Genomic DNA, 25249 nt, shown 5'->3' with positions numbered 1-25249 from the left:
AGATTGTTTGTGGTTTTATATCCACTTTATTGGCATATTTATTCCTTTTTGCTGTTGTTAAGAAGCAGTTGTCTCAGCAGCAGAGCTATTGTAAAACTGTTGCTACATAATTGGGGCAGCAGAGTGTAAGGCGGGATACAGGATGCGCAAACAGCAGCGTGATAAAAACAATGACACAGGTTTGCCCTGGTTCGGCCTGGCTTTTTTAAGTGTTTTTATGCTGGCCGGTATAACAGGCGGTGTGGCATTTTTTCGCGATGGTCAGCCCGGCGCCGGGTTGATTTTTATGGCGATGTTTTGTGGTATTTCCGCTTTGATGATGTTTTTACTACTGTATGGCCATAAACAAGCTTTGATAGAGCAGGCGATGTTGCAAGGCGCAGCGCCGCAGGAGGGTATCGCCAGTAATAACAAAGCCGGCTATCTGACCATGCTGGCACTGGGCGCACTGTTTTTTGCTATCGGCGCACCTATCAGTTACATGGCAATAACTGATGAGCTGCCAAAAGCTAATTACGCGGTATTGTTAGTGCTGGTATTTCCGCTAGCCGGGGTGCTATTGCTGTGGCAAGGCCGTAGCAAGCTTAAACAGTGGCAAAAAATTGGCAAAACGCCGTTTTTCGCCGATCCATTTCCCGGCAACGCCGGTGGTCAGGTAGGGGGCTACTTTACCTTACAGCACGGCCGTTTTGACCACATGCCGCAGGCAACACTGAGTTGTTTACATGTGTATCAAAGCGGTAGTGGTAAAAACCGTACCACCCAGCGCGACTCGCTCTGGTCAGCTAAATGTGACGTTTCCCGCTCGGTAGATGGTAAATATTGGCTGGCACTAAACGCCCCCGGGCACTTACCTGCCAGTGGCGAGAATATAAGCTATTCAGGCCGCATAGAGTGGCAACTGAGTTGCAAAGGCGAACTAACGCTGGATAAAAAAATGGTGGAGTTTAGCCGGCAGTGGACTTTGCCGGTAACGGTAGGTAAAGCGCATTGCAGCTGGCAGCCCCACGCCAGCGAAGTGGCGCTGCAGCAGCAAAAGCGCACAGCGGATGCCTTCAACGCTGCTGCCAGTCAGATCCATCAGCAGGTGCAGGGCAATACTTTGTATTTAACCAGCAAGGCTGGCCGGCATAGCAGTACCGCATTGATTCTGATTTTGTTTGGTGCAGTTTTTACCGGAGCCGGTGTGTTTCTGGTTTACAAAGCCCTGCAGGAAACCGCCATGTTATGGTTTATGGCGTTAATATTTACGCCCATTGGTGTGCTGATTTTAGCTTACGGCCTGTTTTGGCTGGGGCGAGGCCTTACTGCCAGTGTGGCGCCAGGCAAGGTGTGGATGCAGCGTTCTATGTTTGGTATCCGGTTATACCAGCGACAAGCACCATGCAACAACCCGGACCAACTAAAGATAAAACAAACGCTTGCCTCGACAACCGCCGAAGGTGAACGCACCGAGTACTTCTGTCTGCAGGCCAATGTCGACGGCAAAACCTTAGTATTGGCCGAAGGCATTACCGGCCTCGATACCGCCGAGGCGTTAAAGCAGCAAGTAGCAGAGGCGTTGCTGCCCTGATTGTTGCAAAGAATACAAGCCGCGATTGCGGCCTGTGTTATTTCTTTGGCTAAGCAATTACCAGCTACATAACTGCGTCCAGCTGCTGTCACTGCCTGGCAAGCTTTGCGTCCACCAGTTGGCCTGATACAGCGCGCTTTGGTAAATCAGCTTATCGCTGGCGGCGGCGTGGCTGGGTTGGCCTTGCCAGTCTAACTGCGGCCAGTTCGGATAAGTGTTTATCTGGCTTAAGTCATAACCCGGGCAATTACCCGGCGGGGTACCATCATCCCCATCGTCTGGCGCCGGGCGCAGGTCGAGGTTGTAAAAATGGCTGTTATCCCGCACATAGGCACGGTTGCTGGCCAAGTCGCTGTTAAATAAAACATTATCACCGCTTAATACCCCAAGTTGCAGCAGGTTGTTGTACTGGGTGTTTATCTGTGCCGCCAGCTCGGTGGCCCACAGTGCGTTGGCAATATTGTTGGCAGTGATCTGCCAGCTTTCGTCTATCAGCTCCTGGCCATTGGCATCAAATAACCGCAGCTGGGCATAACCGCCGACTTCGGCCGGGGTTTGCAGGTTTACATAAGCGCCTTTATCAAACCACAGCGTGGGCGGGGTGTCGCCGCTGCCGTTTACCAGTTCAATATCCGAGCAGTTATAAAAGCCCTCGCCGACCACATCGACCCGTTGCCAGCGGGTATACAGCACCGCCGGGCCGCTGCGCTCAGTTGGTAACGGCACCTGCAGGGTGTAATAACCGGCTGCGGCGGGCACATCGCTTTGCTGGTAAATCAGCTCCAATTGGTTCCAGCTTAATGGCGCCGCGGCGGCATCGAAGCCTGGTTTGCTTAAGTAAATCTGCCAGAAGCTGGGGTTGTGCGGGGTAGTGGCGCGAAAGCGCAGGGTAAGCTCGCTGCTTTGCGCCAGGTCGATAGGGGTGCGCTGCCAGGCGTCAGACGGGATGTCCATACCGCTTTTGCGGCTGTCGCCACCGGCACATAAGCTGCCATCACTGACCACGGCCTGCACAGCCGCCATGTTGCGGTAGTTGGCGACGTTGGCTGAAAACTCATGGTGTTGGGTTAGCATATAACCGCCGGATTGCTGATAAGCGGCACGGCAGGCGGCATTGGGTATGCCGCTGCCATCGGCCGGCCACCAGTAGCCACCATCGTCTTTACAAATTTGTTGCCGGGCCTTGGGGTAATCGACATAGCCATGGCTACTGGCCTGCAGACTGATAAATAGCAGGCTGGTTGTGAGTAATGCTGGCATTACATATTTTACGTTCATCTTTGGATCTCCTGTGCGGCCAGGAAACTTCCCGGCTGCACTGTATTCGACATTGGTGAGGGGCGTGACCTTGGCACGGCGGCGCAGCGTGTCTGAGTGCCCGCCCGAGCGGGCGCGAGTTGCTGCGACGAGCCTGACAACTGTTACCCGCTCACCGCATTACTCCAAACCCCGCCCCTCGCATAAAAAGCATCGGAGCAGACAGTGAGTCCTGAACTTACCGGCCTTGCTCCTGCCATGCGCTATAAATTACAGATAAAACTCCAGCTGCCATCACTGCCTGGCACCGAGTTAGTCCACCAATTGGCTTTATACACACCGCCCTGGTAAGACAAATGGTCACCGCCGTTGGCATGGCTGGGGTTACCGGCCCAGTCGGTTTGCGGCCACTGCGGGTAAGGGTAAATAGTGGCAGTAATACCACCGCAGCTGTTGCCGCCATCGCCACCATCATCACCGCCGCCGTCGCCAATACTCACTACCGGTAACTGCGGATATTCTTCGGCAAAGGCATACTCATTGCCGTTTACTGTTAACACCCAGTTGGAGGGCATTGGCATCGGCAGCTGATAATTCAGCGTTACGGTGACACTTTCGCCGTTCGCCACGCTTAAATAACCGGGCAAGGTGAAGGCCACGCGGTGGAAGTTATTACTCAGGCCACCGATATTATTACCACTGGCGTTACGGCCGCTTTCAATTACGGTTAAGCCAAAACCACTTTGATCGCTGATGCTATCGGGGATCGAGGTGGGTACATCAAAGCTGATGTTGCTGCCGCCCGGAATAGTGCTGTTGCTGTGGTTGGTTAGCGTAAGTTTAGGGTTGATGGGGAAATTCTGATCGCCCAGTTTAAAGTCGCTGATACTCAGGCGGATATCGGCTGCCTGCGTTGGCATAGCGCGTTCAGCTTTTACTGCACCGTATTGGCTGGCGCCACGGAAGCTGTCGTAAAACTGCGTGGTCAGGCTGTTACCGATAAAGTATTCGCTTTTGGCCGCATCCCAGTCGTAGTCGCCAGCCAGCTCCCAAAACATCACACCACCGATACCGTTATCAATCACGTACTGCGCTTTGGTGGCAATGCTTTGCTCGGTTTCTACCGATAAAAACACCTTTTTCTGCGCATTCCACAGCCAGGGCGCTACTGCCGTCGCATCATAGTGGCGGCTGTAATTACCGCTTAGCTGATGCGCCGGGTTGGCCGGGTCAAGGCCATACACGCCAAGATAGCTGCCGCTGATGCCTTCGGCCAGGTTCATGGTGTGCCACAGCGGGTTAGAGCCGGCCGGCATTTCATTACCGTTGCTGTCTTTGTCGTGCCACAGGTTGTCGATGCCAACGGCGCCGTTACCGCATTTACTCACTGTGCTGCCACCGGTGCCGGGTGGGCAATCGTTCTGGTTTGGTAAAGCAGCGCTGCCCCATAAGCCAAAGCTGCCACCCTGTACGTCTTTCCAGCCGCGGCTGTAATAGGGAATACCAATATTGATGCGTCCGGCTGGCATGTTGCCGCGGAAATAATGGTAAGCCCAGTCGGTGTTCAGATAACCAATTTGCTGGTACTGGCTGGTGTCGTAGTAATTCCAAGCGACCAGTTCAGCATCCTGGCCGGTATCGAATAACGCCGCATTATGGCCGACAAACTGGTTCCAGGCTCCGTGCAGGTCGTACGTCATAATGTTAACGTAATCCAGATATTGGGTAACCTGAAACGCTTCCATGCCGCGCAGCAGGTAGCCGGAAGACGGCGAGGCAATAGTCAGCAGATAGTGCTTACCATCAGCCGCGCCGGCGGCGTCCAGTTTTTGCCGCAGTACCTTCATCAGCTCAATATAAGAGCGGTTCAGGCCGCCGCGCAGGCTGTTGGCAATGGCGAAATCGTCCGGGTTGCCGGCATCATTCATGCTGGTGGGGTATTCGTAGTCAATATCCACGCCGTCAAAGCCATACTGGCGGATAAAGGCCACCGCCGAGTCGGCAAAGGTATTAATACCCTGAGTGTTAATGCTTAAGTCGCTGTTGGTGGTCATGGTATAAAAACCGCCACTGGCGACCCGGTTACCGTTACTGTCAAAGTAACCGCCACTTTCTGCCCAGCCACCGACCGAGATCAGTGTTTTTACGTGCGGGTACTGCTGTTTGTATTTGTTCAGCAGATTAAAGTGGCCTTTGTACGGCAGGGCAGGGTCCAGCTCAGCGCCGGCAATACCCGGCCATTCCATAGCGGTAGAGGCATTGTTGGCGTCAGTCGTATCACCCACCGAGATTTGATTGGCGCCATTAACATGGGCAAAGGCGTAGTTGATATGGGTAATTTTATCCCACGGAATATCCGAGGCTAAATAGGCCGGCTGGCCGTTTTTGCCATGACGCCAGCTGGTAAAGTAACCAATAATGCGCCGCGGATGATCAGGGCTGATGATTTCACGGCCGTTGGCATCATACACTGTGCAATAGGGCACGGTAATACCCGGTGTCTGATACAGGCCATCCGGCCGGCAGCTGTTATCACCCGGTACGCCGGGACCGGGTTCAGGCTCGGGGTCCGGGGTAGGGTCTGGTTCAGGCTCCGGCTCAGGGTCCGGAGTAGGATCTGGTTCGGGCTCCGGCTCAGGGTCGGGAATAGGGTCCGGCTCAGCACCATCACAGCTGCCGAGTAAGCTCCACTCCTGATACGCTGCAGAGTGGCTGAGCGGGTCATTGCCTTGCGTCCACCAGTTAGCTTGAAATGCCTGTTGTTGCTGTTGTACCTGAGCGCCACCGTTGTAGGCGATAGCGCTTTGCCACTGCGCCAGGTTGCTGCAATCAACGGCGCGGGCAGAAAATGCCGAAGCGCTGGCCAGGGCCAGCAGCGATAGTGTTGTAGTGAGTTTCATATCAAAGTTCCTGCAAAATGCCGCAGGGAATCTAAGCAGATGCCAGGGAGCAGGAACCGCTTTGCTCTAAGCTAACCGTTGAAGCCCCGGACGCTGACAAACTCGTCTGGAACGAATTTGGACAGCTCCGCTGGCCCGAAGGGTAGACTTCATGGAAGAAGTCTACAATCGAGCCCCCATGGATGGGTTTACGGCGTGTTAGCGTGGGCAAAACGGTTCTTGCTTACTCCTCTGTCTAAGCTGTTAGCTGCTGCGGCAATATTAGTTATTGCTGCGTATGGCCTAAGCCTTCGTGCATCGCGTTTAAAATATGGCCGTTGTCGGCATCAATTTCCCAGGCGAAAATGCCGCCCAGCTGATGCTGCAGAATGTAAGCCCCTTTTTCGCGTACTGAGCGCTTGGTATCGAAACTTATCAGCGTATTGGTGGCCGGGTTCCAGACATAGCTGGCCTTGGCAGTATCATCCCAGCTCACAGTAAAGCCATTAACGCCGCTGGCCTCTGGACCTCCCATAAAGTCGGCTTCTATTTTCTTGTAGTCCATAATGCCGCGTTCCCAGCCGCCGGTAATGCCATCGCCACCGGTGCCGGTAAACGGATTACCTCCTGTTGTGCCCGACACATTCTGCCAGCCGCGACCATACATGGCGGCGCCCAGCGCTATCTTGCTGGCCGGTACACCGCGGTCTAACAGGTATTGCACGGCTTCATCGGCGCTAAATCCAACAATAGGTGAATTAGGTGACGGATACAGGCCGGTTTGATGACCCAGCACACCATTCCAGGCGCCGTAGTAGTCGTAGGTCATCAGGTTGATGTAATCCATGTAAGGTGCGGCATCTTCCCAGTCCACGACACTGAGTTTTTGCACCCCACCCGACATTGCTGCTGCCAGCTCGTACTCACGGCCGGTTTCCACGCTGAGGGCATCTAAGGCTTCACGCAGCTCACGCATTAAGGTAGCAAAACCGGCACCGTCTTGCGGGCTGCCCAGATCCGGTGTAGCACCGCCGCCGCCCGGGAATTCCCAGTCGATATCAATACCGTCAAAGAAGTCATAAGTGCGGATAAAGTCGATAATGGAGTCGACAAATACAGCACGTGCTGCCGGGTTTACGCCAACCTGATATAGCGGATCAGATAAGGTCCAGCCGCCAACAGAAGGCAGAATTTTGATATGCGGATGCGCTTGTTTCAGCCGGTATAGCTCGGCAAAAATACCGCGTATCGGTTGGTCCCAGCGATCGCCCGGATAGCCTTTTTCCAGCGCAGCGAACTTATCGTGTACTACCACCGAATAATCTGGCTTACCGACGCACTGGCTACGCAGAGCCGCATAACCTTCCGGATTAGCCTGGCGCAAACCTTCGTTCGGGCCGCATACCGGAACAAAGCCGTAGTAAATATGCGTCAGGTTTTGTGCTGGTATATCCGCGACATGAAAGGCACGGCCATAGATACCCCATTCAACAAAATAAGCGCCTACTTTTTTACCAGTGCTGTTGTGGTAAGGCTGGTTATTTTGTTTTAACGGATGCGGCCAGGCTGTCATATCCAGATCGGTCCAGGGATCGAAGCTACCGCCACCACCGCCACCACCATCACTGGTGACAGAGACTGTTTTCACATCACTGTCGGTACACAGCAAAGCGCTGCTGCTTTGCTGACATAAACTCACAACAAAGTTATAGCTACCGGCTGTGTTGAAGCTAACCGTCTTGCTGCCGCTTTGCGCTTGCTGGCCATTGGCCGTTAACGCAGCGCTGTGCACTACGCTACCATTTTGCTTTAATTGCCACAGATTACCGTTAGTTCCCCACCACATATTCCAACTCAAGTTAAGGTTGGCGCTGCCGCCGGTTAACGTAATGTTGTTGTCGCTCCAGGCAAATACCGGTTTGGCCGGTGCGGCCGGGTCAGGTTCCACCGGATCAGGCTCTACAGGGTCAACTGGATCAGGTTCCACCGGATCAGGCTCGCCGCCTGTGCCAGTTATATTGACTGTGGTGATGCCGCTTGGGGCGCATTCTTCAATGGCGGCACTTACTTGACACAGGTTGACTTGTAGTTGATAGCTACCTGGCTGGGTAAAGATTAAGCTAGTAGTGCCTGTTTGTGCGCTCTGCCCATTTGGCGTCAATGCAGCCTCAAAGACAACGCTGTCATTTTTATTTAAGTACCACTTGTTGCCGTTGGTGCCCCACCACATATCCCAGCGTAGCGGCACCTGTACACTGCCGTTTTGCAATTGGTAGTCGGATGGCATCCAACTGATCACCGGTGTGTTGGGTGTAGCGGCTTGAATAGTGGCTGCCAACAACAGCAATGACATACTGCCGCTTGTTTTAACCATCTGTTTTAACATAACTTCCTCCAGTCGTGCTGCATCAATAATTTATAATTTTAATTGATTATTTATTACCTGTTTGGCACGCTATTCAGCCGCTATTCAGGTTGATTTGTTTTTACGCCAGTCCGGCAGTACTGCTCCCTGTTGCTTACAAAATAAGCGGTATTGACTATGGCAAGAATGACAGCGTTGTCAAAATATTGCAGTTAGATTTCAATGATATTTTTATGATTAGTAATTAACTAGCTGAATTAACTGTAAAAATAATTCGGTTTTACTGTCAGAAAACTTTACGGATTATCGGGCCAGAAAAGCACTTTTCGGGAAGGATGTTAATTGTAACTACAGCGCTGTTAGCCGCGCTGTAGTTATTGCTGATGATTTAGTCGAGGATTATGTGTGGCACAAAGCGCGAACTGTCTTTGGTGATCAGGCTATTGTCTTCACGGATACAAATACCGGCTGCGCTGTCGCCAACTACCCAGCTACCAATCAGCGTATAGTTATCGCCGAATTTTGGCAGCGGTGCCAGTTGCTGACGAATAAAGCCGCTGTCGTTATAAGGACCGTCTTGTTTAATGTTGCGGCCATCGCTAGTCAGTAATTCAACATTGGCGCCTTCACGCGATAGCAGTGGTTTGCGCAGCCAACCGTTTTGCAGCGCACTACCATCATCAAAAAAGGCAGGCAGCAGGTTGGGGTGACCCTGATGCTTTTGCCATAACATTGGCAGTATGCCTTTGTTTGACAGCAGGCATTTCCACAGCGGTTCTATAAACTGCGTCTTGCTGCTGAGAATAGTACTGGCGAAATCCTCCTGCAGCATAAATTCCCACGGATACAGCTTAAACAAGCCATGAACAGGGAAGCCATCTAAATCGACCAGTTGGCCGTCGATATCGCCCAACTGTTCCAGTTGAATATAGCGACAGTTCAAGCCGGCCTGCAGTGCAATGTCCATCAGGTAATCGACGGTGCCTTTATCTTCGATACTTTCGGTGACACTGGCAAAGTAGAACGGTTGTGGCAGGTTAAGCTCGCCAAAGGCTTGTTGCAGTTTGTCTTGCAGAGAATTGAACTGATCGGCACCCTGCGGTAATTCGCCGCGCATTAGCTGATCTTCAAGCCATACCCATTGAAAAAAGCCGGTTTCATACAAGGAGGTGGGGGTGTCGTAGTTCAGCTCTAATAGCTTGGCTGGGCCGCTGCCGTTATAGCTAAAGTCCATCCGTCCGTACAAATGCGGTTCTTTACCGCGCCAACTGGCCAGCACGGCATCCCAAAACTGCGGCGGGATACCCAGTTGCTGCAGTTTTTGCTCATCGCTGACGATATCGTCGACCAGATCCAGCGCCATTTGGTGCAGCTGTTCGGTGGGATCTTCCAGATCCTGCTCTATCTGTTCAAGAGAGAACTGATAATAAGCGCTTTCATCCCAGTACGGCTCACCGTCAAATGTATGAAAATTAAAGCCGACGCTTTCGGCAAAGGCTTTCCAGCCCGGGCGGGGGTTACTTTCTATGCGTTTCATAGGGTGTTAACCACCGTAGCTGCTGACATTGCGTTTAGCTGCCTGAGCACCAAAACCGCCACGGCGAGCCATAGTGGCAGGCTTGGGTTGCACTGCGGATGGTTTAATACTTGTCGTGCCTGGCTGCGTTGCTACCGCGGTATTAGTGGCGGTGCGGAACGTGCCACGGTCATCGCGGGACTTATACAGCGGCTGGTTCGCAACCGGAGAGCGGTTTGCTGCAGTAGATTGTTGTTGTGGTGCGCCAGCCATGCCGCCGCGATTTAACATTTGGCCAGCCATAAAGCCCATCATCATAGGCATAAAAAAGCCGCTGCTTTGCTGGCTTTGTGTTTGGCCTTGGTCACTACTGCTTGTTGCTACGGTATTGTTTGCTGCGACTACCGGTGCAGTCTCGCACTGGCCGCTACCAAAATCGGTTTCGCATTCCTGTTTGCTGGCATAGCGTGGTGCTACCTGCGGGTGCAAGGCTTTAGCATCGGCAAAGGCAGATTTGCACTCTGCCGGCGGGTTGTAGTAGGCTGCGCACTCATCCGGCGTATTAAATACTTGTACCTCTACCGGCTTTTCGCCACAGCCAGCCAGAACCATGCCGGCGGCCGGCACCATCATTATTAAGCGGGCCGTTTTGCTGCGTTTAAATGTTTTGCTCATAGGGTGCTCCTTAATAGCTCATACAGGCGGCGTTTAGCATACCGACAGTAATTGAACAGCCGGCAGAGAACATGCCTGCGGCTAATTCACCCTGCGTAATACGTTGTGGCAGCTGTTTTAGTGCGGCACTACTGATTATAAACGTCAGCACCTGCACCACTAATGCCACGCCGCCCCAGATGGCGCAATCGAGCAGCGACATTGAATGGGTAATGGCGCTTGAAAGCGGCCAGGCAAAGCCAATAATAGCACCGGCAAAGGCAATCGCGGCTGCCGGGTTATTAGCGCGGATCAAGGCAAATTCGTCGTGCGGCGTTACCCAGGTATATAAGCGGATAAACAGCAGCAGCAGCACAACAGCCAAGCCAAAATAAGCGGCGAAGGCGGGTAAGCCAGCCAGTGAAGTTAAGGCGGTATCTAACATGACAAGTCCTTTATTAAAAACGTCTGGCGCCGATCCTGCGCAAAAACGCTACGTAGTTCAAGTTAAATCGGCCGGTAGTGCATGGTTATTTATCGCAGATTGCCTTGCGCTTAACCGTTAAGCGCTAGACAGCGCTGATCCGGGCCCTACACTGGCACTGTAATCAGCTAAATAGCAGCAGTTATAACAACAATAGTGATTTATTCAACCAGGAACCCAAGATGAAAAAAATGACCACAGTGGCGCTAAGTATTGCGCTGGCGCTTGGCGCAGCCGCTTGTTCTAACAGCACCCTAACCACAAGCGATAGTGCCGCAGCGCAAACTGCAACTAAAAGCCAGAGCGATTTAAGCTCGGGCATTACGCTGGCCAATATGGATACCAGCGTGGCACCGCAGCAGGACTTTTTCCGCTATGTGAATGGCAAATGGCTGGATAATACCGAGATCCCAGCTGACAAAGCGCGTTGGGGCAGTTTTGACGAACTGCGCGAAAATGCTGAAAAGCAGGTATTAGCCATAGTGCAGCAACTGGCAGCAGAGCAGCATGCCAAAGGCTCGGACGAGCAGAAAATTGCGGATTTATATCAATCATTTTTGGATGAAAAATTGGCCGAAGTGTTGGGGTTAAACCCACTGCGCGGCGAGCTGGCTGCGATAGAAAATATTAACAACCATACAGATCTAACCGAATTATGGGGTAACTGGCAGCGCTATCGTGTCGGTACGCCGGTAGCAGTCTACGTTGGGCAGGATCAAAAACAGTCAAATCAATACATTACCGGCGCCTCGCAAGCAGGTTTAGGCTTGCCAGACCGCGACTATTATCTAAAAGATGATGCCCGTTCAGTAGAATTGCTAGAGCAGTACCAGGCATTTATTGCCAGGCTGTGGACCCTTGCCGGCTTTGATAATGCCGAACAAGTGGCTGCAGATATTGTCGCGTTGGAAAAACAAATTGCGGCTGCGCACTGGAACAGGGTGCAAAACCGCGATCGTAACGCCACCTACAATAAACTGACGCTGGCTGAGCTAAGCAAATTAGCGCCGGGTTTTAACTGGCAAGCTTTTTTAGCTGCTGCTGGCCTTGGTAATGTTAATGAACTGGTGGTACGTCAGCCAACTTACTTTACTGCTTTTGCCAAATTACAGGCGAATACGCCGGTTGAGCAGTGGCAGCAATATCTGAAGTTTCATTTGCTGCGCAGCAATGCCAATAACCTGAGCAAGGCCTTTGTTGATGCCAGCTTTGATTTTTACGGCAAAACCCTAAATGGTTTGCAGGAACAACGCAGCCGTGAGAAGCGTGCTGTTAGCCTGGTCGACAATAACCTCGGTTTTATGGTGGGCAAAAAGTATGTCGAACAATACTTCAAGCCAGAAGCCAAGGCGCGGATGGACCAGATGATTGAAAATCTGCGCGGCGCGTTTCGCCAGTCGATTGACGAGCTGGAGTGGATGAGCCCCGTAACCAAAAAGCAGGCACAAATTAAGCTGGCAAAATTTAATACCAAAATTGGCTATCCGGATAAATGGCGTGACTATAGCTGTGTAGAAATAAACGCTGCCGATTTGATCGGTAACCTGCGTCGCAGCGCCGAGTGTGAGTATCAGCGTACTATCGAGCGTTTAGGTAAGCCGGTCGACCGCACCGAGTGGGGCATGACGCCGCAAACAGTAAATGCATATTACAGCTCTACCATGAACGAAATTGTGTTTCCCGCCGCTATTTTGCAGCCGCCATTCTTTAACGTAGATGCTGACGACGCTGTTAACTATGGCGCTATTGGCGGCGTTATCGGCCATGAGTTTACCCACGGCTTTGACGATCAAGGCCGCCGCTCAGATGGTGATGGTAACCTACGCGACTGGTGGACAGAGCAAGACGCTGCACAATTCCAGCAACGTGCCCAGCTGATGGTCGATCAGTACAGCAGCTTTAATCCAATAGACGACTTACACCTGCAGGGGGCACTGGGCCTGGGTGAAAATATCGCTGACTTAGGTGGGTTAACCGTGTCGTACAAGGCCTATCAAAACTCACTGCAAGGCCAACCGGGCGTAGTAATTGATGGTTTTACACCAGAGCAGCGTTTCTTTATGGGCTGGAGCCAGGTGTGGCGGATTAAGTTTCGTGACGAAGCGCTGCGCCAGCAAGTCATTACCGGGCCGCATTCACCGGGCATGTATCGCGTACTGGGTACGCTATCGAATATGCCGCAGTTTTACGGTGCGTATGATGTGAAGCCAGGCGACGGTATGTACCGTGACGATAAAGTACGGGTAAAAATCTGGTAACAACCACAGCAATGCCAAACAGACCAGGGGCGATGAGCCCCTGTTCAAATTAAGCTTACTGGTGATTATACAGTTATTGCTGATCTGACGACGGCAGGTCCTGCTTGTCAAAGTGCTGGGTTTTTTCTGCTAACAATGCAGCCAGTTGCTGCTCAAGCTTTTCAACCTTTTCCCGGGTGCGCAGCAATACGTTGCGTTGCACATCAAATTCTTCACGACTGACAAAATCCAGATCAGCAAGCTTGTGCTGCAGTACTTGTTTTACTTTCGCTTCGACGTCATCGGCGAACTGGCGCACCTGAGGCGGAATGGCATTGCCGATTTGTTTGGCAATATCTTCAATTTTCTTCGGATCGATCATGCTATGCTCCTGTGTTGCATCAGGCAGTTAGTGACGGTTGCTATATAGTGTTGGCTATTCTACGGCGAAAAGTGTTGTGCGCGAATGAAATTTACCCGCAATTTTCGTTACAATGCCCGCCTTGCAAAAAGGGTATGTGAATGAAGCTGAATCCGCAACAAAATGCTGCTGTCAAATACATTAGTGGGCCGTGTCTGGTATTGGCGGGCGCCGGGAGTGGTAAAACCCGGGTGATTATTAACAAGATTGCCTATCTGATTGAGCAGTGCGATATGCCTGCCAGGCATATTGCCGCTGTAACGTTTACTAATAAAGCCGCACGTGAAATGCGTGAACGGATAAACCAGCAATTGCCAAAAGCAGCGACCCGCGGCCTGACTATTTCTACTTTTCATACACTTGGGCTGGAAATCCTAAAAAAGGAATACCGCCATATTGGCTACAAGGCTAACTTTACGCTGTTCGATGATCAAGACAGCATGGCGCTGCTAAAAGAGCTGACTGAACACGATTTGCAAGGCGATAAAGATTCATTGCGCGCGCTGCAAAGTCGGATCAGCAACTGGAAAAATGAACTTACCTTGCCTGCAAAAGCTCTGGCAGAGGCCAACGATGCGCTAAATATCAGTTTCGCCAGTTATTATCAGCGTTATACTGAGCAATTAAATGCCTGTAATGCGCTGGATTTTGATGACTTGATTCTTCTGCCTACCTTGCTGTTTGCCCACAATGCCGAGGTGCGGCAAAAATGGCAGCAGAAGATCCAGTATCTGCTGGTAGATGAATATCAGGATACCAATACCAGCCAGTATCAATTAGTGAAATGGTTGGTAGGTGAGCGGCAGCGTTTTACTGTAGTGGGCGATGATGATCAGTCTATTTACTCCTGGCGTGGCGCCCGGCCACAAAATCTGGCGTTATTAAAAACCGACTTCCCCAATCTTAATGTGATTAAGCTGGAGCAAAATTACCGCTCGGCTGAGCGTATTCTCAAAGCAGCCAATATTTTAATTGCCAACAATCCGCATGAGTTTGATAAGCAATTATTTAGTGAGAATGGCTATGGCGTGCCGCTAAAAGTTATTCCGTGTAAACACGAAGAAGATGAAGCGGAAAAGGTTGTAGCAGAGATTATTTCACACCGTTTTATTAATCGCAGCCAGTATCGCGACTATGCGCTGTTATACCGGGGGAACCATCAATCGAGGGTATTTGAAAAAGCCTTGATGACTAACCGTATTCCTTACAAAATTTCTGGTGGCACCTCGTTTTTTTCCCGCACTGAAATTAAAGATGTGATGGCTTATTTGCGCCTGGTAGTAAACCAGGATGATGACAATGCCTTATTGCGTGTTATCAACGTACCGCGTCGGGAAATTGGTGCCGCTACCTTGCAGCAAATTGGTAATTTGGCCAAAGACAAACATATCAGCTTGTTTGCTGCGTGCTGTGAGAGTGAGTTGTCGATGCACCTTTCTGCCCGTGCCCATAGCGCCGTAAGACAGTTTGCTGACTGGATAATTGCAATTGCCGATAATGTACAGCGTGCTGAACCGGCAGAGGCAATCAGAGACTTAATTCGCCAGAGTCATTATGAAGCCTGGTTGTTTGAAACCAGCAGTAGTGCTAAAGCGGCAGAGATGGCGCTGAAAAATGTCAACGAACTGTATCGCTGGATCAGTGAAATGCTGCAGGGCAAAGATGATGCACAGCCAATGACCTTGCCTGAAGTCGTCACCAAACTGACATTGCGCGATATGATGGAGCGACAGGAGCAGGAAGACAATGCTGACCAGGTACAATTGTTGACACTACACGCCTCTAAAGGCCTGGAATTTCCCTATGTGTTTATGGTTGGCATGGAAGAAGGCATTTTGCCGCATCAAACCAGCATAGATGAAGACAATGTGGAGGAAGAGCGGCGTTTAGCTTACGTTGGTATTACCCGGGCCCAGCGTGAACTGTTTTTCACCTACGCCAGAGAGCGCCGGCAGTTTGGTGAAGTTATCCGGCCTGAACCCAGCCGGTTTCTGCACGAGCTGCCGTCAGATGATTTAGAGTGGCAAAGCGCGGTAGTGGTAAAAACGGCTGAGCAACGTCAGCAGAGCGGACAAGCGCATATCGAACGTTTACGCCAGTTGCTTAAAAACAAGTGAGGGGGTTTTGGCCAGTTGCTCGGCTGAGATTAAGTCTGCAACATACTTGCCTTGCATAAAACAACAGCCTTCTGCCAGCAGCAAGTTGAGCAACTCCGGGCTGTCTACGCCATCGGCTAACAGACGAAACTTATAATGCAGTGCCAGTGTTTGCAGCATTTGTAACAGTTGGCGCCGTTGTTCGCTGCGGACCAGTTGACGACAGAACGCCGGTGCCAATTTAACAAAATCAAATAGCTGTTGTATCAACAAACCCATTGGCGCCGTCTCTGCGGCAAACTGATGAATAGCAAGTCGTATATCCTGTTTACGCAGATATTGCAGTTGCTGGCTAACGTCATTACCGGCTTGCAACAGCTCGCGTTCAGTAAACGCCAGACACAATCGATGTTTCTGTTCAACGTTCTGTACTTGCTGTTTCAGCCAGTCATACAATTCTTGCTGCAACAGGTGACTGGTACTAAGGCGCACAGTGAGTAAGCCGCTGCAATCATCACTCAGATTAAGCTGACGACAAGCTTGCTGTAAAATCAGTTGCTCAATCTGTGGCATCAGGCCGGCATCGGCTGCATATTTGCTGAAATCGTGCTGAGTGCCAAACTGCGGATGTTGCCATTGCGTATGAACCTCATAGCCTAACAGGCTTCTGGCCTGGCCGCACAATACAGGCTCAAATATCGCATTAAATTGTTGTTGCTCAAGAGCCTGCTGAATAACCTGCTCCATGGTCAGTGCCTGCAGCATACGCTCACGCATGGTTTCATTAAAGATTACAAAGCGGTTGCGGCCCATCGACTTGGCCTGATACATAGCGGCATCTGCATCGCGGAGCAGGGCTTCGGCCTGACTATGATGCACATTGAAGTAAGCGATACCTATACTGGCGCCAGACTGCACCTGCTGCCCCTGGAGTAAGAAGGGTAGACGAATGTGCTCAATTATACGCTCAGCAACATCTTCAGCATCCTGCTCATGTAGCAGGCTGGTGAGCAAAACAACAAATTCGTCTCCGCCAAGGCGGGCAACCAAATCATGCTCACGCACAGTGCTTTGTAAACGTTTACTTACTTCTATGAGGAAGGCGTCACCAATATGATGGCCCAGGCTATCATTGATTAGTTTGAAGCGATCAAGATCGATAAATAGCAAAGCAATGCTTTGTAGCGGCTGACGTTTATACAAAGCATGTTGCTGCTTAAGTTGTTGTAAAAACATTTGCCGGTTTGCCAAGCCGGTAAGAGCATCGTGATTTGCCTCGAAAAACAGCTTCTGCTCGGCTTTTTTTCGCTCTTCCACCTGTAAGCGTAAAAAAAGATTGGTCTGGCGTAATTCCCGAGTGCTTTCAAACACTTTGCGTTCGAGCTCTTCCTGGTGGCGTTTTTGTTGCTCGGTTGTTAGTTTTCGCTGAATAGCAACGGCAATATGTTGCGAGACAAAACGCAATATATTCAGCTCGTTATCACCATAACTGTTACCTTTGTCGTAAGACTGTAGCGCAATAACACCAATAACCTGCTGGTCTATCAGCAATGGAGCGCCCAGCCAACTGGTAGAGTGACGGGCGGGCCTGGCTGGATCTGCCATGCCGCGTTTTATTTCACCTGCGTTGACTAATTTTATAGCCTGTTGCTCGTTAATTAATCTGGCATCGGCGCAACGTATAACATATTCAGTAAATCCACGGCTAAGCGGACGCTCTCGCGCCGGTGGTGAATACTGATCCAGATAAAATGGAAAAGTTAATTTTGCCTTTGTCTGATCCAGCAACGCAATGTAACAGTTATCGGCATGCATTAAGCCTGATAGCACCTGATGCACCGCGCGATAAAAACTCTGCATATCGCTGCTGCTGGCGGTCAGTTCGGATATCCGGTAAAGTGCTGCCTGCAGCTGTTCTGCTGAGGTGCGCTCTTTAATTTCACGTTGCAAAGATTGATTTATGACTTCAAGTTGTCGGGTGCGTTGGCGCACAGTATCTTCGAGTAACTCACGGCTTTTTACCCGGTCTAATGCTGTGATGGTGTGGCCGCCAATACTATTGAACAGCAGAAGATCTGTATTAGTGTACAGTTGCTCAGGATTGTAAGACTGTATCGCCATCACACCGATAACGCGATTGCCACGACACAGCGGAATACCTAACCAATGTGCACAAGGTGAGCCCTGGGCTTTGATATGGCCATCGGCCACCATTTTTTTGAATTGGCCAACATCACATAGCAAGGGTTGCGCTGTGCGAGCGACATAGCCGGTCAAACCACTGGAGAAAGCACTGGACGGTACATCTGCAATCATCTGCTGATCTTTTTCATCAGAGAAATATTGTGGACTGTATTGCTGGCTATCGCTGTCGTAAAACACAACATAGAAATTTTCGGCATGTAGAAACTCAGCCACCATTTTGTGAATAGCTGGGTAGAAATCCCGCATATCACTGATGGTACTGGCAAGTTCTGACAATTTAAGCAGAGCACCCTGGCTAATGTATGCTTGCTGGTAACGTTGCGCTAGCAACGTCAAGCGGCGTATCTTTATCTGGGCTTGTCTAAGCTGTTTACCCGGTTCTGTTATTCCCTTCAAACCTGACTCGTATGTTGTTTCTGCCAGCATGGCACAACTTTTTTTGATTGCACTCCATTATGCACAAAGTTTAAGCGCAGGGAAGAGTATCATTTGGACGATTTAGCTATAAGTGCAGCGAAAATAGCATTGACTAGTGTACTAAGTAACAAAAAGGCCGCGTTATAGCGGCCTGTAGTAGGGGGGAATACTAAGATTAAACGCCGTCGGTCATAAATTTAATTGCTGCAGCTATCTCATCGTCGCTACAGTCACCGCAGGTTCCACGTGCCGGCATATTTCGAATGCCTTCAATGGCATGTTTTAACATAGTGTCAAAGCCCTGCGCTATAACTGGTTTCCATGCAGCATCACCTTTTTTCGGCGCGTTCAGCGCACCCGTGCCATGGCAGGCAAAACAGGCCGTCTGATACACTTTCTCGCCGCTGCGCGGACCCGATGTTGCAGCATCAGAGGGGGCAGCCGCACCGGCAACATACACCTGGCCAATTGGCGCCAGTCGTTTGGCTAACGCCTCTTTGTCGGCATCTGAACTGGCACTAATACCAAAGGTCGCTAACAGCAAGGCGACAGCGAGTGTATATTTAGTCATATTATTCTTTCCTGTGGTCATGTCCGCACAAAGTTTACGCCATTATAGCCTTCAAGCTGCTCGAAGGGGAAGCCCTGAAAAGTACAGCATTTTGCCTATTGCGCCTACAGGGGTATGAGTAATTGTCTACAAGGGCAATTAGGCGGCAACCATTGCTGCTACTGCTTTATACTTTTATGCTGGGATTATGGTTTTTTTTAAAGCAAAATTTTTTAACGGTTGTACTTTGCATCTTGTGTAGTTGTGGTAGTCTATTCGGCCGATATCTGCGCTGACAAGCAGTCTTGATATCGCTGGAAAACACTTAGTAAAAAGTGTTTTCCACATTAAGGAAATATAAAAATAATAGTATGGGTTCTGTAGTTCACCCCTTAATTTTTCTTTAAAATTAGCGACTTATTTAATAATAGCGGATCTTTTCAGCTGGAAAGGTCATCGTTATCTTATTGTTCTTCACAAAGTTATCCACAGCTTTTGCCAGCTAAGGTATAGCCCAGAACTGGCAGCTAACTGCCCGCTGTGGCATGCTATAGCTTTATGGTTTCAGGACTTTATACCATGCCGACAACTGACACTACGCCATTGATCCTTGTGGATGGTTCATCTTACTTATTTCGTGCTTATCATTCTCCTCCTCACTTAACAAACTCTAAAGGCGAAGCAACCGGGGCAATTTACGGCGTAGTCAACATGCTAAAAAGTCTGTTGCGGCAGTATCAGCCAACGCAAATGGCGGTAGTATTTGACGCCAAAGGGCCCACTTTTCGTAACGACATGTACAGCGAATATAAAGCGCACCGGCCACCGATGCCTGACGATTTGCGCAGCCAAATAGCACCTCTTCACGAGATTATTCAAGCGATGGGGCTGCCACTGCTTTGTGTAAGTGGCGTAGAAGCGGATGATGTTATAGGCACCTTAGCGTGCCAGGCCAGTGCTGCGGGGCGACATACGCTGATTTCTACCGGCGATAAGGATATGGCTCAGCTGGTTGATCAACACATTACGTTAATTAACACTATGACCAATACTCTGCTTGACCCTCAAGCTGTAACAGATAAATTTGGTGTAGGTCCGGAGCTTATTATCGATTATCTGGCGCTTATGGGTGACAAAGTCGATAACATCCCCGGCTTGCCGGGTGTGGGCGAAAAAACCGCAGCAGCACTATTGCAAGGGTTGGGCTCTATTGAGCAGATTTATTTGCAGCTGGATAAAGTGGCAACACTGAGTTTTCGTGGTGCGAAGACAATGGTTGCCAAGCTGGAAGAATTCCGTGACCAGTTGCAGCTGTCTTATCAACTGGCGACTATTAAAACCGATGTTGAGCTGCCTTATCAATTAACTGACTTAACAATAAAAAGTGCCGACAATACCCGGCTTGCTGCCCTGTATAAAGAATGCGAGTTTCGTCGCTGGCTAAGCGAGGTACTAGGCGATGAACCGGCAGCCGCCAGGCCACAGACTAAAGCTGCACAACCGGATATGTTTGCCAGCGCTGACAGTACTGAAAATACCGGCAACACAGTAACAGACGAATTGTCTACTAATTACCTTACCGTGTTGGATGAAACGACCTTTAAAGCCATGCTGGCAACATTGCATGGCAGCGACCTGGTCGCGTTTGACACCGAAACAACCAGTCTGGATTATATGCAGGCAGAGCTGGTTGGTTTGTCGGTAGCAACTGTCTCCGGAAGCGCCTGGTATGTGCCGGTAGCGCACGACTATGTTGGTGCGCCTGAACAACTAAAACGTGATTGGGTATTGGAGCAACTAAAGCCCTGGCTGGAGGATGACAGTAAAGCCAAAGTCGGGCAAAACCTTAAGTACGACCAAAGTGTGCTGGCACGTTATGACATCGTGTTAAAAGGTGTCCGCTTTGACACGATGCTTGAATCTTATGTGCTGAATTCGGTGGCGTCGCGCCATGACATGGATAGCCTGGCACTGAAGTATTTAGGTCGTAAAACCATTAGTTTTGAAGAAATTGCTGGCAAAGGTGCCAAGCAACTCAGTTTTAATCAGATCGAAATAGAAAAAGCGGCGCAATATGCGGCAGAAGATGCTGACGTTACGTTGCAATTACACCAAACACTATGGCCACAGTTGCAACAACATAGTGGTTTGGCAGCGGTACTGCGCGATATCGAAATGCCGCTGGTCGATATTTTGTCGCGTATTGAACGTCACGGCGTGCTGATAGATAGCAACTTGCTAAGCAAGCAAAGTGAGCAATTAGCGCAGCGCATAACAGAGTTGGAACAACAGGCTTATCAGCAGGCCGGTAAAACATTCAATTTATCTTCACCTAAACAACTACAAGAAATTCTATTTGATCAAATGGGCCTGCCAGTGCTGAAAAAAACCCCAACTGGTGCGCCCTCGACAGCTGAGGAAGTGCTGGCCGAACTGGCATTAGAGTACGACTTTCCCAAACTGATCACTGAGCATCGTGGTTTAAGTAAGTTGAAATCCACCTACACCGATAAGTTACCAAAAATGCAGCACCCAGCAAGTGGCAGGGTGCATACTTCTTATCATCAGGCCGTTGCTGCCACCGGCCGCTTAAGTTCAACAGAACCCAATTTGCAGAATATTCCTATCCGCACTGAAGAGGGACGCCGTATCCGACAGGCATTTATTGCCCCGCCCGGCAAAAAGATTGTTGCCGTAGATTACTCACAAATTGAACTGCGCATTATGGCGCATTTGTCTCAGGATAAAGCGTTGCTTGACGCTTTTGCTCATGGGCGTGACATTCACCGCGCTACGGCTGCAGAGGTTTTTTCTGTGGCTCTTGAAGATGTTACGGCTGACCAGCGTCGTAGCGCGAAAGCAGTCAATTTCGGCTTAATTTACGGCATGTCAGCTTTTGGTCTGGCGAAGCAACTTGGCGTTGGGCGTAATGAAGCGCAGCAATATGTTGACCGCTACTTCGAACGTTTCCCCGGTGTGCTGGATTATATGGAGCGGACACGAAAACAGGCACATGAACAGGGTTATGTCGAAACGTTGTTTGGCCGGCGTTTATATCTGCCGGAAATTAATGCGCAAAATATGATGCGTCGCAAAGGTGCAGAGCGTGCAGCTATCAACGCGCCGATGCAGGGTACTGCGGCGGACATTATTAAAAAAGCGATGATCAAGGTAGATCAGTGGTTATCTCAGCAGGAAAAACCTGCTGCGGTAATGATTATGCAGGTACACGATGAACTGGTGTTTGAAGTAGATGCTGACAAGGTGGCTCAAACTAAACAACAGCTGACTGAGCTGATGGCGCAGGCCGCTAATCTGGATGTCCCGCTGTTGGCTGAAGCAGGTGACGGAGATAATTGGGATCAGGCACATTAAGCGGAACTTTTGTGTTTGTTAGTAGTCTGAACAAGCAGCTACATTTTGTCTCTCCTGATAAAACCGTTTACCCCGACACTGTTCGGGGTATTTTTTTGGTAACTTAATTACCAAATTGACGACAAAAAGCAAAAAAATCCGCTTTATGTAGTTTTATTACATATATAGCTTGCAATCTGCACGGGGCTGGCTAAAATCTGCACTGTAGGGTACAGAGGTAAGATGTTCTATCTTTCGCTGTTGGAGCAATTCGCTACAGCATATGAAAGTAGGCTTATTTAGCCGCCCCACTGCTTGCAGTGGGGCGTTTTTTTATGGCTAATCCGGCTGGCGGTGATGCTATTCGCATGCAGCCGATGTATTTGCTGGCGGCACGCTGAAAATTTGCAAGATTTTTAGAGTAAATACTTCAAACGAGGAAATTTTGTTGTATAATGCAGCTGTCTTAGCGATAAGACACCCTGTTGATTTGAAATTATAGCTTCTCCCCGTTTGCTATGACCGACACCTTAGAGTGTCGGTTTTTTTATCACTGTTACTCAGCAACCACGGTGTTATCTGCACTGTACCAAAGATCCAATACCTGCTCCAGCTCCGGCAAGCCGTGTTTGTTTTGTGAACTGAAGGTATGCACAGTAATGTCGCCCATAAAAGCCAAGCTAGCTTCACGTACTTCAAGTAAGGTTTTCTTACGGGCGCCGGACGCAAGTTTGTCGGCTTTAGTCAGTAGAATTAACACTGACAGTTTGCTCTGCACTGCCCACTGAATTAAATCCTGATCTAAATCTTTCAGTGGATGACGAATATCCATTAACACCACCAGGCCTTTTAAGCTCTGTCGTTTTGTTAGATACTCTGCCAGCGACTTCTGCCATTTTTCTTTAACTGCTAATGGCACTTTTGCAAAACCATAACCTGGTAAGTCGATCAGGCGGCGTCCATTGTCCAGGCTAAAAGTATTGATTAGTTGAGTACGGCCAGGTGTTTTACTGGTGCGAGCCAAACTATTTTGCCGTGTTAACGTATTAAGTGCACTGGATTTGCCAGCATTGGACCTGCCAGCAAAAGCAACTTCTATGCCTGTATCGGCAGGAAGAGCCCTGATATCCGGCGCACTGGTAAGAAATGTGGTGCTTTGATAATTTATTTTTGACTTGTACACTGCCTTCTCCGGCGAACATTTTGTAGCTATTGTAGCGGATCTGATAGATCGGCAGAAGCATTTGCGTAATGTATGGGATTCTACTTTGTACAGTTTCGTGTAAAATAGGTAGAAAAAATAAGGTTATTACCCTTAGTATGCCAGTATGCTGGCAGTTTAACGCGGACAGAGACGGATAAAAAATGAAAAAAATGCTATTTCCACTGGCGCTGCTATTCGGTTTTATCGGAACAGCTCAGGCGTTTGACGGCGATGCCGAAGCAGGTAAAGCGAAATCAGCTGTGTGTGCTGCATGCCACAATGCTGATGGTAATAGTGCAATTGACATGTATCCTAAAATTGCAGGTCAGCACGCGCCTTATCTTTACAAACAATTGCGTGACTATAAAACCGGTATGGAAACCGCCGGCAAGCAAGGTCGTAATAACAGCATTATGTTCGGCATGGTAGCAGCATTGTCTGATCAGGATATGAAAGACTTGGCCGCATATTTTGCATCGCAGAAAATGAAGTCGGGCACTACGGCAGAAAATGTTATTGAGCGTGGTGGCCAGTTGTATCGTGGTGGTGATGCTGAACGCGGCATTGCAGCTTGTATTGCTTGTCACGGACCAAGAGGCAATGGCTCTGATCTAAGCGGTTTCCCAAAAATTTCGTTTCAGCATGCAAACTATCTGAAGATAACCTTGCAGGAGTTTCGTGACGGTAAACGCGCGAATGATTTAAATGGTATGATGCAGGATATCGCCAAAAAGCTGACTGATGAAGATATTGAAATTTTATCGCAATATCTGGGTGGCTTACACTAATCTAGCTATATATCTCAGAAAAACCGGCGTTCATCGCCGGTTTTTCTTTTTCAGCCGCTGCCTTTTTTGTGAGATATATCGCACAAAGTCTGTGAGATATTGGCTGTAAATGAAAATACATTGAACTTTTTTATAGTACTGTTTTTTGTTAACCTTATGATTATAAAAAATAAAAAATAATAGCATTTGCTGCTGTTGGTTTTTTTTTCTGCAATGTATTGCCATCTCAGCAGATTGGAGTAGATTACATAGCGGTTACAGTTTGTAACGAATAATAACAGGGACTATTGGCAGGGAAGTGTCAGTACCAGTGCAACATTGCGCGGTGCCCTTATATTCTACATCGTAAAGATGTACAGCGTTAAAGTGCGCTCATGGATGGATACGAAAGCATCAGGAAGATCATAAACAAGAAAATTGCCAGGAAGGCACATAACATAAACGGAACATGATAAAACAGGGCGTTGAAGCGACATCAGGAAGATGATAGCGAATGAAAGTAGTGTCTACATGACACAAGTATACCCAGGGCGATAAGCTTATCTTATCGCCCTTTTCTTTTTCAGGTTTTCAACTTATGTCTGCAACTGAATGTCCTTTATGTTATGGCCTGCAAAGTCTTATTTTCTGTCAGGATAAACGCCGTCAATACTTTCAGTGCCCGCAATGTCAGTTGGTGTTTGCCGACAGACAGACATTGCTTACCGCCAATGAGGAGCTGGCACAATACCGGTTGCATCAGAATGAACTAACAGATCTTGGGTACCGCAGGTTTCTGCAACGCCTTGCCACGCCATTGTTGAGCGCGCTACCGGCGCAAAAACGCAAAGGGCTCGATTTTGGTTGTGGCCCCGGGCCATTATTGGCTCTGATGTTAAGAGAAGCAGGTCATGATATGGCAGTCTGGGATCCGTTTTTTGCTAAGGATGACGCAGTTTTGCTAGAGCAATATGATTTTATCTGTTGTAGTGAAGCAATAGAGCATTTTGTTAACCCAGCACAAGAGTGGTCATTATGGCTGAGTTTACTGAAGCCGGGTGGCATTTTGGCTATCATGACAAAACGATATAGCAGCGCCGAAGCTTTCGTGAACTGGCACTACAAGAATGACCCTACCCATGTGAGTTTTTTTTCTGAGCACACTTTTGCCTATTTGGCCGGCCGTGATGGCTTTAGGCTACAGGTTGTCGATAAAGATGTGGTGTTACTGCTACGAAACCATTAGTGTTTAACAGCAAAACTGGTTAAA

Annotated in this window: 16 protein-coding genes; 6 read left to right on the top strand and 10 right to left on the bottom strand. The window is 49.4% G+C overall.

Features of this window, described 5'->3' with window-relative positions:
- Window positions 1–142: 142 nt before the first annotated feature.
- Window positions 143–1573, top strand: a complete 1431-nt coding sequence (locus ACYVIC_RS14055) for a hypothetical protein (RefSeq protein WP_460860938.1) — start codon at window positions 143–145, stop codon at window positions 1571–1573.
- Window positions 1574–1630: 57 nt separating this feature from the next.
- On the opposite strand, the gene ACYVIC_RS14050 is transcribed toward ACYVIC_RS14055, so the two are convergent.
- The 6 genes from ACYVIC_RS14050 to ACYVIC_RS14025 form a co-directional block, all read right to left on the bottom strand.
- A complete protein-coding gene (locus ACYVIC_RS14050) occupies window positions 1631–2851 on the bottom strand; it encodes a lytic polysaccharide monooxygenase (protein WP_460860935.1) in 1221 nt (406 codons plus the stop codon).
- 242 nt (window positions 2852–3093) lie between these two features.
- Window positions 3094–5730: a glycosyl hydrolase family 18 protein gene (locus ACYVIC_RS14045; RefSeq protein ID WP_460860933.1), complete on the bottom strand. Its 2637-nt coding sequence runs from the start codon at window positions 5728–5730 to the stop codon at window positions 3094–3096.
- A gap of 265 nt (window positions 5731–5995) precedes the next feature.
- Window positions 5996–8095 (bottom strand): glycosyl hydrolase family 18 protein, encoded by a 2100-nt coding sequence (locus ACYVIC_RS14040; RefSeq protein ID WP_460860931.1) that lies wholly within the window; start codon window positions 8093–8095, stop codon window positions 5996–5998.
- A gap of 367 nt (window positions 8096–8462) precedes the next feature.
- Window positions 8463–9611 carry a glutathionylspermidine synthase family protein gene (locus ACYVIC_RS14035; RefSeq protein WP_460860927.1) on the bottom strand — a complete coding sequence of 383 codons (1149 nt, stop codon included), beginning with the start codon at window positions 9609–9611 and terminating at the stop codon, window positions 8463–8465.
- A 6-nt stretch (window positions 9612–9617) separates the two neighbouring features.
- The gene (locus ACYVIC_RS14030) at window positions 9618–10265 is read right to left on the bottom strand and encodes a DUF1190 domain-containing protein (RefSeq protein ID WP_460860925.1); all 648 of its coding nucleotides are present in this window, start codon (window positions 10263–10265) and stop codon (window positions 9618–9620) included.
- A 10-nt stretch (window positions 10266–10275) separates the two neighbouring features.
- Window positions 10276–10689 carry a DUF350 domain-containing protein gene (locus ACYVIC_RS14025; protein WP_460860923.1) on the bottom strand — a complete coding sequence of 138 codons (414 nt, stop codon included), beginning with the start codon at window positions 10687–10689 and terminating at the stop codon, window positions 10276–10278.
- A 221-nt stretch (window positions 10690–10910) separates the two neighbouring features.
- Between ACYVIC_RS14025 and ACYVIC_RS14020 the strand changes: the two genes are divergently transcribed.
- Complete coding sequence (locus ACYVIC_RS14020; protein ID WP_460860921.1) at window positions 10911–12986, top strand: M13 family metallopeptidase; 2076 nt, start codon at window positions 10911–10913, stop codon at window positions 12984–12986.
- Between the two features lie 73 nt (window positions 12987–13059).
- Here the strand turns inward: ACYVIC_RS14020 and ubiK are convergent, their stop codons facing one another.
- Window positions 13060–13347, bottom strand: coding sequence for a ubiquinone biosynthesis accessory factor UbiK (gene ubiK / locus ACYVIC_RS14015; protein WP_460860919.1), 288 nt, complete (start codon window positions 13345–13347; stop codon window positions 13060–13062).
- Window positions 13348–13487: 140 nt separating this feature from the next.
- Between ubiK and rep the strand changes: the two genes are divergently transcribed.
- Window positions 13488–15503, top strand: a complete 2016-nt coding sequence (gene rep, locus ACYVIC_RS14010; protein WP_460860917.1) for a DNA helicase Rep — start codon at window positions 13488–13490, stop codon at window positions 15501–15503.
- Here rep and ACYVIC_RS14005 read toward each other — a convergent pair.
- A complete protein-coding gene (locus ACYVIC_RS14005) occupies window positions 15477–18023 on the bottom strand; it encodes a sensor domain-containing phosphodiesterase (RefSeq protein ID WP_460860915.1) in 2547 nt (848 codons plus the stop codon). The genes rep and ACYVIC_RS14005 overlap by 27 nt on opposite strands.
- A 256-nt stretch (window positions 18024–18279) precedes the next feature.
- A complete protein-coding gene (locus tag ACYVIC_RS14000) occupies window positions 18280–18675 on the bottom strand; it encodes a c-type cytochrome (RefSeq protein ID WP_460860914.1) in 396 nt (131 codons plus the stop codon).
- A gap of 558 nt (window positions 18676–19233) precedes the next feature.
- On the opposite strand from ACYVIC_RS14000, the gene polA reads away from it, so the two are divergent.
- Entirely contained in the window at window positions 19234–22029 is a 2796-nt protein-coding gene (polA, locus tag ACYVIC_RS13995) for a DNA polymerase I (protein ID WP_460860912.1), read from the top strand.
- A gap of 535 nt (window positions 22030–22564) precedes the next feature.
- Here the strand turns inward: polA and yihA are convergent.
- Window positions 22565–23191, bottom strand: coding sequence for a ribosome biogenesis GTP-binding protein YihA/YsxC (gene yihA / locus ACYVIC_RS13990; protein WP_460860911.1), 627 nt, complete (start codon window positions 23189–23191; stop codon window positions 22565–22567).
- Window positions 23192–23373: 182 nt separating this feature from the next.
- On the opposite strand from yihA, the gene ACYVIC_RS13985 reads away from it, so the two are divergent.
- On the top strand, window positions 23374–24000 hold the full coding sequence (locus ACYVIC_RS13985) for a c-type cytochrome (RefSeq protein ID WP_460860909.1): 627 nt from the start codon (window positions 23374–23376) through the stop codon (window positions 23998–24000).
- A 577-nt stretch (window positions 24001–24577) separates the two neighbouring features.
- A complete protein-coding gene (locus ACYVIC_RS13980; protein WP_460860907.1) occupies window positions 24578–25225 on the top strand; it encodes a class I SAM-dependent methyltransferase in 648 nt (215 codons plus the stop codon).
- Window positions 25226–25249: the final 24 nt, after the last annotated feature.

The organism is Rheinheimera gaetbuli (assembly GCF_054781935.1).
Note: the sequence above shows the minus strand (reverse complement) of the source record. Positions and strands in the feature narration are given on the sequence as shown.